The organism is Vibrio sp. TBV020 (genome assembly GCF_046056895.1).
In the GTDB taxonomy this organism is placed as follows: Bacteria; Pseudomonadota; Gammaproteobacteria; order Enterobacterales; family Vibrionaceae; genus Vibrio.
The window spans coordinates 911,008-925,534 of sequence record NZ_JBEEAQ010000003.1; the positions used below are offsets into that span (position 1 = coordinate 911,008).

Below are 14,527 nucleotides of genomic sequence, written 5' to 3' on the forward strand. Positions count from 1 at the left end.
ATTACGGCGAGAATAGTGTGAGTGCATTTTGTTTACTGTCTACCATTCCAACCAAGTAGATGTTTTAAAGTCTCTACTTGTCGAGCTAGTTCGGCTCAACCCATTAGCAAACCCATTTGAAAAAGAGCAGATCTTGGTGCAAAGCCCAGGCATGTCTCAATGGCTAAAAATGGAGTTAGCGAAAGAGTTTGGGGTGGCCGCTAACATAGACTTTCCGCTACCAGCGACTTTCATTTGGAATATGTTTACTGAAGTATTGCCAGATGTACCCAGCCGCAGTGCATTTAACAAAGAGTCGATGACTTGGAAGTTAATGCATATCTTACCTGGTATGCTCAATACGCCAGAGTTTGAACCATTAAAACGCTACTTAGAGCAAGATGAAGACAGTTCTAAGCTGTATCAACTATCTGAAAAAATTGCCGATATTTTCGATGGTTATTTAGTGTATCGCCCTGAGTGGATAGCCGCTTGGGAAGCTGGGCAAACAGTGATGGAACTGGAAGAAGAGCACCCGTGGCAACCTATATTGTGGCAAGCACTCTATGATCACACTCTCGCTTTAGGTCAATCTCCTTATCATCGTGCCAATTTGTATGAGCACTTCATTGATACTCTAGAAAACTACAATAGCAGTTTCGAACATCTTCCGAAGCGCTTATTTGTATTTGGTATTACGTCACTGCCACCACGTTATATGGATGCGCTGAAGGCCATTGGTGAGCATATTGATGTCCACTTGATGTTCACCAACCCATGTCGTTATTACTGGGGTGAAGTTCGAGATAGAAAGTTCCTCGCTCGTCTTGCAGCGAAGCATCGTAAACATGTGGTCTGGAACCAAGACCATTCAGAACAACAAGGTGAAAGCGAACAGTTAAAAGGCTCGTTGGAAGATAACCTACTTGATGAACTTCATACTGATGCGGTGGGCAATAGCCTATTGGCGTCGATGGGTAAGTTAGGTCGCGATAACATGTACCTACTATCTCAATTAGAATCTCATGAGATAGAAGCGTTTGTTGATGTAGAACGCGATTCTCTGCTTCATCAACTGCAAGCCGACATTCTCAACCTAGAAGAGCATCAAGACGATAATCAATTAGAGAGCAGCTCACACAAACAAGTGGTTACGCTTGGTGATACTTCAATCAGCTTGCACGCTTGTCATAGCCCGATGCGTGAAGTGGAAGTGTTGCATGATCAACTTTTGGCAATGTTTGATGCTGACGCTAGCCTAAAACCACGCGACATCATTGTGATGGTAGCGGATATTAATGCTTATAGCCCTGCCATTCAGGCTGTGTTTGGTAATGCGCCTGGTGAGCGTTTTATTCCTTATTCAATCTCTGACCGAACAGCTGATCAAGAAAGCCCAATACTTAATGCCTTTATGCAGTTGGTTAATTTGCCAAATACTCGTTGCTTGGCCTCAGAATTACTTGAACTTCTAGAAACACCTGCGATATTGACGCGATTTGCGCTTACCGAAGATGAATTTATTCTCGCCAAACAATGGGTAGAAGAGTCGGGGATTCGTTGGGGGCTAAACCCTTCGACTGGGCAGGAGTTTGATTTACCTGAAACGGCACAGAATACTTGGCAGTTTGGTATAGAGCGTATGTTGCTAGGCTATGCGATGCCTGAGTCTGCAGGTTTGTTTGAATCTTCTACAGGAACTCTTGCACCTTATAACGAAGTGCAAGGTTTGGGTGCAGAACTGGCTGGGAAACTGGCTCACTTTATTGAAACTATCAGCGATTACCGTCAAAAATTGGTGCAAACACAATCTATTGATGATTGGCGGGAAGTGTTAACTCTACTTCTTGATGACTTTTTCTCGGTAGAGCTTGAAGGAGAAGCGGCGCTTAAGTCGATTCGAGATACATTAGCTAACTTAAAAGAGCAGTTATCCGATGCAGCCTTTGAGCAGCCTCTGGCACCAGCCATTATTGCTCAATATCTGCAAAATAAATTGTCTGGCACTCGGGTAAGTCAGCGTTTTCTTGCTGGACAGGTTAACTTTTGTACTTTGATGCCAATGCGCTCTATTCCATTTAGGGCGGTATGTTTGCTCGGTATGAATGATGGCGTTTATCCACGTTCGGTACCGCCAGAAGGGTTTGATTTAATGAATGGTCGCACTAAACCTGGTGACCGTTCCCGTCGTGACGATGACCGCTATCTATTTTTGGAAGCGATTCTTTCTGCTCAGCAAACTCTTTACATTAGTTATGTTGGCCGCTCTATCCAAGATAACACTGAGCGAGTGTCGTCAGTGTTGGTCTCTGAGCTTATGGAATATTGCCATCAGAACTATTGCTTACAAGGTGATGAGCTATTAGCGTGTGATGATTCTGGTAAGCACTTGTTAGAGGAACTCGTGACACACCACTCTATGGTGCCATTCAGTAGTAGCGCATTTTTAGGTGATTCACCAAGCTATGCCAAGGAGTGGTTACCTGCGGCCAATCGTCAAGGTCAGGTGAGTGGCGAGTTTAATCAACGCTTACAAGACTACTTATTGGATGCGACGTATCCACTCGATTTAGATCTTGTTGAACTGCAACGTTTTTGGCGCTTGCCAGTCCAGTACTTCTTTAATCGTCGTTTGAAAGTGATGTTTGAGCCACCGCTACCTGTGATGGAAGATGATGAACCTTTCATTCTCAACGGTTTGGAAAGCTACCAAATGCGCGATAGCTTGCTCGACAGCCTATTAAAACAACACCTACAAGCAGATCACGAGCAAGACACCAAAGCAGTCATTAAGGCATTTGTCGATGAACAGCGTGCTCAGGGTAAACTTCCTGTCGGTGCATTTGGCGATATTGAATTTGAAACAAACCGAGTTCAAGCAGAAGAGCTGGTGGATAAACTCACATTTCTTTGTGGCGCGGCCAGCGATGACCTAGAGGTGAAGTTAACGCTTGATGTGTTAGGTGAGGATAAGAAAATCTTTCTAACAGGTTGGTTAACCCAACACTATCAATCAGGGTTGATACGCTATCGCAGCGGGAAAATCCGCTCACAAGACTACTTATCGGCATGGATTGATCATTTAGCGATGTCAGCCATGGGGCAAAGTAAACGCACTCATATGATTGGTTACGATAAGAAAGAGGGTGTGGTGCATTTGGCCTACCCGCCAATTTCAGATGCAAGCTATGCGACTTCACTGCTTTCTGAATTAGTAAGACTGTTCTATCAAGGGATGACTGAACCCTTAGCTTATTTCCCTAAAACGGCCCTTGCTTGTGTTGAAGCGGGTTTTAGTCGTGGTAAGTGGGTTGATGATGAAGAAAAGTCTCTAAAGAAAATGGCGGATACTTTCAACGATAGCTTTATGGCGACAGGTGAAGGCAACAACCCTTACATTAGCCGAATTTGGCCTAACTGGAATGATGAGCTAGCCGCACAGCTACGTACAATGACGGCGCTCGTGCTGCAAACCGCACGCCTAGAAGCGACAGACAATGAAGATTTACAATAAAGTCTTTGGAAACAGAGCAGTAAGGAAAATAAGTGGCCGCCAGTAAATCATTATAGTGTAGGGCGTTCGCTGTACGGCCACAGGTCAGAGGGACCATGATTCTTTTGGTTTGTTGCAACGTTAAAGCTGCTCAACACATGGCGCGCATACTAACGGCTAGACTCAGTTTCTGCCGTGAGAAAGATCTCATTACATCCTAACTTTTGTAGGATAAATATGAATAACAACAGTTTTTAAGTCTGGATCACACTTATTCCTTATCGGATCCATAAGTTTTCAGCGAAAAGGCAGAATTTTATGACAACAACGTCAATGGTTACTCCACTTAATACCATGACTTTTCCCCTACATGGCGCAAGGCTTATTGAAGCGTCTGCGGGAACCGGAAAAACCTTTACTATCGCAGGCTTATACCTACGGTTGCTTTTGGGGCATGGTAGTCCTGAAACTCAGCATCAAGTGCCATTGACGGTCGACCAAATACTGGTTGTGACCTTTACTGAAGCGGCAACGGCTGAACTGCGTGATCGTATTCGAGCAAGAATTCATGATGCGCGTTTAGCGTTCGCACGAGGCCAAAGTAGTGATCCGGTTATAAAGCCACTGTTAGAAGAAGTTGTCGATCATAAGCAAGCGGCCGACATCCTCCTTCAAGCTGAACGTCAAATGGATGAAGCTGCGGTTTACACCATTCATGGTTTTTGTCAGCGAATGCTCACGCAGAATGCATTTGAATCGGGCAGTCGATTTAACAATGAGTTTGTTACGGATGAAAGCCATTTAAAAGCACAAATTGTGGCGGACTACTGGCGTAAAAACTTTTATCCGTTACCGCTTAATCTTGCAGGGGAAGTTCGTCGAATTTGGAATTCACCAGCTAATCTCTTAAGCGATGTCTCAGGTTATCTGACAGGAGCGCCATTGAGCCTTTCTGTCGCAGCGATGTCGGGAAGTTTAGGGGATCTTCATCAACAGAATTTAACTAAAATTGATGAGCTAAAAGCGTTATGGCGTGAACACCAAGATGACTTTTTAGCTTTGATTAGTGAATCTGATATTAACAAGCGTAGCTATACCAAAAAGTCATTACCAACATGGCTAGAAGCTGTGTCTGTATGGGCTGCGACCGAAACTACGGGCTATGATTATCCAGACAAGCTAGAGAAATTCGCTCAGAATGTCTTGACGGATAAAACACCGAAAGGCAGTGCGCCTCAACATCAAGTATTCACTGCAATCGAAGATTTCTTAGCGGCACCTATCAGTTTAAAAGCGCCGATTCTTGCTCATGCGATTGAACATTGCCGAGAGATGCTAGCGAAAGCTAAACAACAAAAACAGTGGTTATCGTTCGATGATCTGCTTACCAACTTATCTGCTGCCATCGATCAAGATGAGGCTGAGCTATTAGCGACGCGTATTCGTCAGCTTTACCCGGTGGCGATGATCGACGAATTCCAGGATACCGACCCACTGCAGTACAGTATTTTTAGTCGTATTTACTTAGATAACCCTGAGTGTGGCCTGTTTATGATTGGCGACCCAAAACAGGCTATTTATGGTTTCCGTGGCGCAGATATATTTACCTATATTAAGGCTCGTAATCAGGTTTCTTCGCACTTTACCTTAGGGACAAACTGGCGTTCAAGTGCTGACATGGTAGCTGCGGTAAACCAAGTGTTTTCCTTACCGAGTAGTCCATTTATCTATGACCAAGATATTCCATTTCACCCTGTAAACCACAGCCCAAACGCAGAAAAACGTATTTGGACTATGGGGGGCCAAAAGCAACCGGCACTGACTTATTGGTTGCAGGAAGCTGAAGATAAGCCACTTCCGAAAGGTGAATACCTACAAGCAATGTCTAAAGCGACAGCTGACCAGATTCAACAAGTGTTGACCAGTGCTCAGCAAGAACAGGCGTTTTTCGAAGACGGGAAAGGTAAGCACCAGATTCAAGCCGGTGATATCGCAGTACTAGTTCGTACCGGTAATGAAGGTCGTATGGTTAAAGAAGCATTGGCGAAACAAGGTATCGCAAGTGTTTACCTATCAAACCGCGACAGTGTATTCACCTCTATGGTTGCACAAGATCTACAGCGCCTACTTCAAGCAGTCTTAACCCCTGAAAATGACCGAGCTTTACGTGCAAGCTTAGCCTCTGAAATGTTTGCTCTTGATGCTGGGGCACTCGACAAACTCAATAACGATGAGAATGAGTGGGAAAGTGCCATCAATGAGTTTAAAGAATACCGCAAGCTTTGGACTCAGCGAGGCGTACTGCCTATGTTGCGCTCGGTGATGAGTAAACGCCATATTGCTGAACGTCTGCTTGAAGAAGAGGGTGGTGAGCGATCACTGACAGACTTAATGCATATCGGCGAATTGCTGCAACAGGCTAGCCAAGAACTTGATAGTGACCATGGCTTATTGCGCTGGTTAGCTCAGGCGATAAGTGACGCAGAAAACGGACTGGGCGGTAGCGAAGACCAAATCCAACGTTTGGAATCCGAAAGGAATCTCGTTCAGATCGTTACGATTCATAAATCTAAGGGGCTTGAGTATGATCTTGTCTTTTTACCATTTGTGTTGAGTTATCGAGAAGCGAGTGAAGCCAAGTATTATGACGCAGAGCAAGACCGAACTATCTTAGACATTACAGATCAAGATGCTTCATTGGCGCAAGCTGATAAAGAGCGTCTAGCAGAAGACTTGCGCTTGATATATGTGGCACTAACACGTGCTGTTTATGGTTGTTTCATTGGCGCTGCACCGCTGCGTAATGGTCGTTCGACGAAAGAGCCAACTGGTGTTCATCACAGTGCGATGGGCTATTTGCTTCAAGATGGTAAAGAAGCTGGCATCAGTGATTTGACCATGGCTATCCAAAAGCATGTTGATGGCCTTGAAGCAGTTGAACTATCGTCATTGCCACAAGAACAACAAGAAGTCTTCACTCAAATGGACTCTGAGCTGCAAATACTCACCGCGAAAGAGTTGAGCAACCAGATTGACCGCAACTGGCGTATCACAAGTTACTCGGGGCTAATTAAACAGGGCTCTCATCATGGTAATGATGCTTTTACGGACCTAATGCATTTGGATATTGACTCATCAGACGAACATGATGAAGACGATCTTGTAGAGCCGGAGCAGTCGATATTTACCTTCCCGCGGGGTGCCCGACCAGGTACTTTCTTACATACGCTATTTGAAGAGGTTGAGTTTGCTCAGAGCGCGAGTAGTGAAGAAAATACTGAAATCATCATTCGCCTTCTGGAAAGTGAGCAACTGGAACAGAGCTGGTTGCCAGTTCTACAACGACTCATTGATACGGTTTTAGCGACTCCGCTTGATGGCAAGGAATTATGCCTTAATCAAAAAGGAGCAAGTCAGCGCTTAGTGGAGATGGAGTTCTTGTTACCCATTGAAGTGCTTGCCGCTCCAGCTTTGAACCGAGTGATTCAGCGACACGACACACTATCAGCTAAAGCTGGCGATCTTGGGTTTCACACAGTTCAGGGGATGTTGAAAGGTTTCATCGACTTAGTGTTTGAACATCAAGGTAAATATTATGTATTGGACTGGAAGTCGAACCATTTAGGTGATGAGGTCAGCTATTACCATGGGCAGGCGCTTAGCAATGCGATGGCCGATCATCGATATGACCTTCAATACCAAATCTATGCACTTGCTCTACACCGTTTCTTACGCAGTCGTATTGCAAATTACGACTACGAGCAGCATTTTGGTGGAGTGTATTACCTCTTCCTAAGAGGCATGGATGGTGCGAGTGACCATGGTATTTTCTCGGCCAAACCTAGTCTTGATTTTCTTGATGACATGGACAAATTGATTGATGGACAGCCCATCGACACCAAGCAAAATAACGCTGGCCAAATGGAGTTACTGTAATGGTCTCGATTTCAAATTCTCTATTACATACGCTTAAACAACTTGCTGCAAAAGGCAATATTCGCCAAATAGATTATCAATTTGCGCGTTTTATTTATGCGCAGGTACAAGACGATGCGTTGGCATTTATTGCAGGTGTCGTCAGTAGTGAACTTGGCAAAGGACATGTTTGTTTACCGCTTACAGATGCTCAAGGTCAGCCTGTAGACTTACCTGCGAAGCTAGGGCTATTTGGAGATACAGCACTGGAGCTTAATGAAGTACTGGTGAAGACGGACTGGGCAACTAAGTTAGATAGTGCTCCGATTGTAGGTTCAAGTGGTGAAGCGCAGCCGCTGATTTTTGATGGAGCACGATTGTATCTTCATCGTTATTGGCACTATGAAGTGACATTGGCAGCACGTTTAAATAGCTTTGGGACACCTATGATCCTAAAGCCGAATGAAGTGCAAAAGTTGACTGAACTTCTTAACCATCTGTTTGCTAGAACATATCGCTATCTATTTGATTCTTTGATTGATTCTCGTAATTCTGGAGAGTGCTCTCCGGTAATTCGTCAGCGGATGGTGTGTGACCATCTTGACGTGATTGCGGAAGATAGTTTGGATTGGCCTACCATAGACCAAAAGCTTGTATCGGTGACAACTATTGAACAGTTAAACGTGTTAGATGAGCTGGTTCCATTGTCTGCTTGCGTCAATTGGCAGAAAGTGGCGGCGGCTGTCGCACTGACCCGAAAGTTTGCGGTGATTTCTGGTGGACCGGGAACAGGTAAAACGACCACAGTAACCAAGTTACTGGCGGCATTAATTGAACAGGCTCAAGGTTACGGCAGTCAGCCAACCATTAAACTGGTCGCGCCAACAGGGAAAGCGGCAGCACGTTTGACAGAGTCGATTGGTAAAGCAGTCGCTCAGCTTCCAGTTTCAACAGAGCTGAAAGAGAGTATTCCTACTGATGCAAGTACCTTACATAGGTTGTTAGGTGCAATACCGAATAGTGCGGAGTTTAGACATAACCGCGAAAACCCTCTGCATCTAGATATCTTGGTTGTAGATGAAGCGTCGATGGTCGATTTGCCTATGATGTACAAATTGATTGATGCATTACCAAGTCAAGCTAGGCTTATTTTGTTAGGTGATAAGGATCAGTTGGCATCCGTCGAAGCGGGGGCAGTGTTGGGAGATATCTGTTCGTTTAATCAGTTTGGTTTTAGTCATAACCAAGCGTCACAAGTTGCGAAACTGACAGGTTTTGACACCTTGGTACATGGTGCAAATGGTCAGGCAAGTATTGCCGATAGCCTATGCATGCTGAGAAAAAGTTATCGATTTGATGCTCGCTCCGGCATAGGACAGCTGTCCCAAGCGGTAAATAGTGGCTTAGCTCAGAAGGTCGACTGGGTATGGCAAAAAGAATTTGCTGATATTAGTAAGTACCCGATTGATAGCCAGCACTATAGTCAGCTTATTCAGACCTTAGTGACTGAATACGCTCATTACCTTAAACGCATAGAAGAGCAGCAACTAAACGAAAAAACGGGTGAGCCAGAAACTCAGCCACAGCGCGCCAAAGCGGTATTGGATCAATTTGCTCGTTGTCGGTTGTTGTGCGCAATACGTGAAGGGGACTTCGGCGTAAAAGGGTTAAATCATCGCATTGAAAGGGCACTAGCAGCACGGAAGTTGATTCACACCCAAGATGAGCTTTGGTACCACGGTAGACCTGTAATGGTGACACGTAACGATCACGCTCTTGGCCTGTACAATGGTGATATTGGTATTTGTATGCGCGATGAGTCTGAAAGTGAATCTAGGCTAAAAGTATTTTTTGAATTGCCGGATGGGAGCGTGAAGTCAGTATTGCCTAGTCGAGTCCCAGAGCATGAAACGGCTTATGCTATGACGATTCATAAATCTCAAGGTAGTGAATTTGAACACACGTTAATGATCTTACCGCCAGATTTCACCCCAATCTTGACCCGTGAACTAATCTATACCGGTATTACGCGTGCGAAAAAGCGTTTGAGTTTTTACGCCGATGATCGAGTAATGAAGCGAGGAATAAAAGTTCGAACGGAGCGAGCGAGCGGGTTAGTTGAGCGATTACAGGTGAGTGGATAACCATCCATGGCTATCGTTCAACTAAAGTGCAGAAGAGAATGAGATACTGCGAATGCGGTATTTCTCTTTATAGTTGAGGATGAATGCTTTTAGGCCTTCAGTGACGGGAAAGACACAATGAACATCTAGATTTTCTAGGAGTTCATTGTCAGCCATATCCCAGAAACTCTGTACTGAGTTACAGATGATTTTTTTCATCGATAGTTTGCTCTTAGTGACGTTGTATGTAACCTCAAGCAATCCTTGCAACCTAGCAAGCTGTGATATCAGCCTGCGCAGTGGAAAAGTGAATCCTATCTAACTTCCAATTACGCGCTATGATGAGCGAAATTGGAAGCTGAAATTTTAACCAATTGTCGATATGAAATAAAGGCAATAATGTAGGTGTTTTCAGCAAGCTTGTATTAAGAGTAAGAATTGACACGACATTTACCTAAATACTCTCCCTGTTGACGCTTGATGTTAGAGTTGGAGCGCCAGAATTTTGGATTTTCTCTGATAGTTGTACAGATTTTGTTTGTGGGACGGTAAGAAGTTCACATCCATTTCGTGGAAGCCTTGCTCTCTAAACCAATGTAGGCTGTGGGTAGTCAATACAAAGATATGTTCAATTCCCTGCGCTTTGGATTGCAGTCTCATATGGTTAAGAAGTAACAATCCTCGGTTTCCGTCACGGTACTCAGGGTGAATGGCAACACAAGCCATCTCCGCCATTCGTTCATCCAAATAAGGATAAAGTGCTGCGCAACCAATGATCAGGCCATCTTTTTCAATGATGGTGAACTGGTGAATCTCTTGCTCTAATTGCTCTCGAGAGCGGCGGACTAAGATGCCATCTTCTTCAAGCGGGCGGATCAGATCCAAGATACCACCAATATCATCAATGCCCGCCACACGAACTTGCTCTGCACTGGCTTCGACGACTTGAGTACCAATCCCGTCTAGTGAGAACAGCTCTTGGATAAGTGCGCCATCCACTTTGTAACTGATCAGGTGACTACGTGGCACGCCAGCACGACACGCGGCTGTGGCAGCTCGTAAGAATCGTAATGTCCCTGAAGAATTCTCTGCATCAGAGTCGCTTTGACTTTCTAAATTCGACAGCATTTTCTCTGCATCTTTAGGAAACAGCTCTGCGACCGCATTGCCATCTTCATCAATGATCCCTTGTTCGGAACAGAAGCCGATCAGTTTGTCTGCTTTGAGTTTGATCGCTACCTTAGTTGCGACCTCTTCAGATAACAGATTGAACGATTCACCAGTAACAGAGCTTGCTATCGGGCCAAGTAGGACAATTGAACCTTGGTTGAGCATTCGGTTGATGCCTTCTACGTCAATGCGACGAATACGACCACTGTGGCAATAGTCGACACCATCATCGATGCCTAAAGGTTGTGAAATAACAAAATTACCACTGACGACGTTAAGTTGTGTCCCTGCCATAGGGGTATTACTCAAACTCATCGAGAGTTGTGCTGTAATGGCCAACTGCAGCTGGCCAGCCGCTTGCATAACATAGTTGAGTGAAGTTTCGTCAGTAACCCGAATACCTTTGTGGTAAGGCGTTGAGTGGTTATTTTGCTCAAAAAGATGATTAATTTGTGGTCGCGCTCCATGAACGAGAACAATTTTCACACCTAAGCTATGTAGCAGAGCTAGATCACTGATAATATTGGCAAAGTTTCCATCCGCTACCGCTTCACCACCAAGCATGACAACCATGGTTTTATCACGGTGAGCATTAACATAGGGCGCGGATTGTCTAAACCCTTTAACTAGAGCGGTACTACGAATTTTCACAACATTATCCATTAAGTGAATTTATATACAGATATACTGCAATTTTATTCGAGTGTCAGCAAGCGTTTTTTGTTATCTTGACTGAATCTGTATGTCATGTTGTTTATCGTAAAGGGACGAGATATAAGTAGTACTTATTGTTTAAATTGTCAGATAACTGTCTATTGATAGTTAAGGGTTATAATATTGGAGTATGTATTCTGAATTCAGCGGTAAAAAATAACGTGGATAGTTCGTTAAGCGGAAAGAAGAAATTAGTCGAGCGCACATTTATTGTTGGTGCATTAATAGCGGCTATTACGGCGGTGATGCTGGGTGGTCAACTGTATGACCACTATCTCTCGGTTACCTATCCAAAGTCTAATGTTTATGGCACTTGGGTAGAGCAAGATGTAGCGTCTTACGCTGCGAGTGAATTTGTACTTAGCCCTACGGGAGTAACCATTGATGGTGGGATTGTCGCAACACAGTATCACTGGGACGGAACCTACTTGGAATACAGTGTTGGTGAAGAGGTTCGCCGCTTTATGGTACTGAATGAAAAGTTTACAGAAATGAGACAGATCTCTGAGCCTCACTATCAACCCGTTTTCCGTGTCAGAGAAATCCAAAAATAACATTCATTAACCACTGCTTGATTGCGTATTTTCGCTAAGTTTGTCATGCTCACAGCATCGCTTGATAGGGATCAAACTAAGTGTTTAAAAAATATCTTCCATTAGCAGCCGCTACCGTTCTTTTTGGCTGTGCTCAACCTACCGATCGCGCTCAGCAATATACAGATCAAGAGTTTAATACCATCTTAAATAAATCTGTTGCTGTTGAGTCTGATAAACCAAGAGACTTTACGGAGTTCCATCGACAAGCTGATCAAGTCGTGAGCAACTCTCCTTCCATGGCGAAGATTTATCAGCCTCTATATGAAAAGCTTAATGAGTGGGTTTTGCAAAGTGGCGACCCTTCAGACTTAGCTAACTTTGGTATTCAAACCGCTCAACTTGGTGGTGGTGACAAAAAAGGGAATGTCCTTTTTACGGGCTACTTTTCTCCGGTAATGGAACTGCGTCATGAGCCAAATGAAAAATTTAAGTACCCAGTCTATGCCAAACCAGATTGTGAAAGTGACTGTCCTACGCGTGCTCAAATATATGATGGTGCATTAGAAGGTCGTGGCCTAGAGCTTGGTTATGCTGCGAATATGATTGACCCATTTTTAATGGAAGTTCAGGGTAGTGGCTTTGTACATTTCGAAGATGATGACACATTGGAGTACTTCGCATACGGTGGCAAAAACAACAAAGCGTATGTCAGTATTGGTCGTGTGTTGATTGAACGCGATCTCGTCCCTCGTGAAAAAATGTCAATGAAAGCCATCAAAGAGTGGGTGCTTGAAAATGACGAAGCGACGGTGAAAGAGCTGTTAGAACAGAACCCTTCGTTTGTCTTTTTTGAGCCGCGTGCCGATGCTCCAGTGACAGGTTCTGCGGGTATCCCTCTTTTACCTATGGCTTCAGTAGCTGGCGATCGTTCGATATTCCCAATGGGAACGCCAATTTTAGCTGAAGTGCCACTATTAAAACCTGATGGGACTTGGAGTGGGGCGCACCAACTTCGCTTGTTGATTGTGCTTGATACTGGTGGTGCAGTGAAACAGAATCACTTGGACCTTTACCATGGTATGGGCCCAAGAGCAGGGACTGAAGCTGGCCACTATAAGCACTTTGGGCGAGTGTGGAAGTTGGGCCTAGACGGTTCGGCGACACAAGCTCCTTGGGCACTACCGCCAGAGAAGCTGCAATAACCTAGACTTTTACCTTAAGAGTGCGTATAAATCGCACTCTTTCTTTTTGTACCAAGCGGAAAATCAATATGCGCGAACTCGACACTCCAGCTTCAGATAATTACAACCAACGTTTTGGTGGTACTCGTCGTCTTTATGGCAATAGCGAGGTTGAGATATTGCGTGCGGCACACGTTTGTGTGATTGGTATCGGTGGTGTCGGTTCTTGGGCGGTTGAAGCTCTTGCTCGCACTGGTGTTGGTGAACTGACTTTGATCGACATGGACGATGTATGTGTGACTAACATTAACCGTCAAATCCATGCGATGTCAGGGACTGTTGGCCAAAGCAAAATTGAAGTAATGGCAGAGCGCGTTAAGCTAATTAACCCTGAGTGTAAGGTTAATTTGATTGATGATTTTATTACGCCGGACAACCAACATGAGTATTTGAGTAAAGAGTATGATTACGTGTTGGATGCGATTGATAGTGTAAAAGCGAAAGCTTCATTATTAGCTTACTGCCGCAGTAACAAAATTAAAGTCATTACCACGGGTGGTGCTGGTGGCCAAATCGATCCTACTCAAATTAAAGTGGCGGATCTGACTAAGACTATCCAAGACCCATTAGCGAAAAAGATCAAAGACACATTGCGTCGTCACCATAACTTTCCTACAAACCCTGCGCGTAAGTTTGGTATTGAATGTGTGTTCTCAACAGAGCAGCTAAAGTATCCTCAACCAGATGGCAGTGTATGTGGTGTTAAGTCGACGGCAGAAGGTCCAAAACGAATGGACTGTGCGAGTGGTTTTGGTGCGGCAATAGTCGTGACAGCAACATTTGGTTTTGTTGCAGTATCGCGCATCGTTGAAAAGCTACTACTTAAATACGCAAAATAATCATCTGCGAGGAGAGTTCTATGTCACCGTTTCCATTATCTCCATTTGGTTCTGACATCAAAGCTGATGATGTCGTAGCTGTAATGCAGGAGTTTAAAGGTTGGGAAGACCGTTATCGCCAGGTGATTCAGTGGGGTAAAAAGCTCCCTAAAATGCCTGATGACCTGAAGTCTGAGCAGGTGACGGTATCTGGTTGTGAAAGTCTTGTTTGGCTAGTCAGTCAGGAAGCAAATGGCCAATGGTATTTCTGCGCTGACTCTGACGCTCGTATTGTACGTGGATTGATTGCGCTGGTTATGGCGGCTTATGATGGCAAGTCGGCATCAGAGATTCAAACGTTCGATATTGACTCGTACTTTGAAAAGCTCGGCTTAATCGCCCATCTAAGCCCTTCTCGTGGCAATGGCTTGAAAGCGATTGTGGAACAGATAAAGCAAACGACAGCAGAATAAATCAGAAGCCTCTAACTTGATTGCTTCTCCCTCTTGGAGATGACGATTTTTCTTCTGATGACAAC

General features: G+C 44.5%; 9 protein-coding genes. 7 read left to right on the forward strand and 2 right to left on the reverse strand.

Going from position 1 to position 14,527, the window contains the following annotated elements:
• Positions 1 to 28 precede the first annotated feature (28 nt).
• From recC to recD, 3 genes are all read left to right on the forward strand, one after another.
• Positions 29 to 3,493: an exodeoxyribonuclease V subunit gamma gene (gene recC / locus AAFX28_RS12160; RefSeq protein ID WP_408687982.1), complete on the forward strand. Its 3,465-nt coding sequence runs from the start codon at positions 29 to 31 to the stop codon at positions 3,491 to 3,493.
• A 297-nt stretch (positions 3,494 to 3,790) separates the two neighbouring features.
• Positions 3,791 to 7,408: an exodeoxyribonuclease V subunit beta gene (recB, locus tag AAFX28_RS12165; protein WP_408687984.1), complete on the forward strand. Its 3,618-nt coding sequence runs from the start codon at positions 3,791 to 3,793 to the stop codon at positions 7,406 to 7,408.
• Positions 7,408 to 9,531: an exodeoxyribonuclease V subunit alpha gene (gene recD, locus AAFX28_RS12170; RefSeq protein ID WP_408687986.1), complete on the forward strand. Its 2,124-nt coding sequence runs from the start codon at positions 7,408 to 7,410 to the stop codon at positions 9,529 to 9,531. The genes recB and recD overlap by 1 nt, the downstream gene beginning before the upstream one ends.
• A gap of 21 nt (positions 9,532 to 9,552) precedes the next feature.
• On the opposite strand, the gene AAFX28_RS12175 is transcribed toward recD, so the two are convergent.
• Both AAFX28_RS12175 and argA read right to left on the reverse strand, forming a co-directional pair.
• Complete coding sequence (locus AAFX28_RS12175; RefSeq protein WP_004413096.1) at positions 9,553 to 9,729, reverse strand: hypothetical protein; 177 nt, start codon at positions 9,727 to 9,729, stop codon at positions 9,553 to 9,555.
• A 264-nt stretch (positions 9,730 to 9,993) separates the two neighbouring features.
• Positions 9,994 to 11,331 (reverse strand): amino-acid N-acetyltransferase, encoded by a 1,338-nt coding sequence (gene argA, locus AAFX28_RS12180; protein WP_408687988.1) that lies wholly within the window; start codon positions 11,329 to 11,331, stop codon positions 9,994 to 9,996.
• A 224-nt stretch (positions 11,332 to 11,555) separates the two neighbouring features.
• Between argA and AAFX28_RS12185 the strand changes: the two genes are divergently transcribed.
• The 4 genes from AAFX28_RS12185 to csdE all read left to right on the forward strand — a co-directional run bounded on the left by AAFX28_RS12185 (position 11,556) and on the right by csdE (position 14,462).
• Entirely contained in the window at positions 11,556 to 11,948 is a 393-nt protein-coding gene (locus AAFX28_RS12185) for a DUF2850 domain-containing protein (RefSeq protein ID WP_408687990.1), read from the forward strand.
• Positions 11,949 to 12,028: 80 nt separating this feature from the next.
• The gene (gene mltA, locus AAFX28_RS12190) at positions 12,029 to 13,132 is read left to right on the forward strand and encodes a murein transglycosylase A (RefSeq protein ID WP_408687992.1); all 1,104 of its coding nucleotides are present in this window, start codon (positions 12,029 to 12,031) and stop codon (positions 13,130 to 13,132) included.
• A 68-nt stretch (positions 13,133 to 13,200) separates the two neighbouring features.
• Entirely contained in the window at positions 13,201 to 14,010 is an 810-nt protein-coding gene (tcdA, locus tag AAFX28_RS12195) for a tRNA cyclic N6-threonylcarbamoyladenosine(37) synthase TcdA (protein ID WP_408687994.1), read from the forward strand.
• Positions 14,011 to 14,030: 20 nt separating this feature from the next.
• Positions 14,031 to 14,462, forward strand: coding sequence for a cysteine desulfurase sulfur acceptor subunit CsdE (gene csdE, locus AAFX28_RS12200; protein ID WP_408687996.1), 432 nt, complete (start codon positions 14,031 to 14,033; stop codon positions 14,460 to 14,462).
• The last annotated feature ends 65 nt before the right edge of the window (positions 14,463 to 14,527 follow it).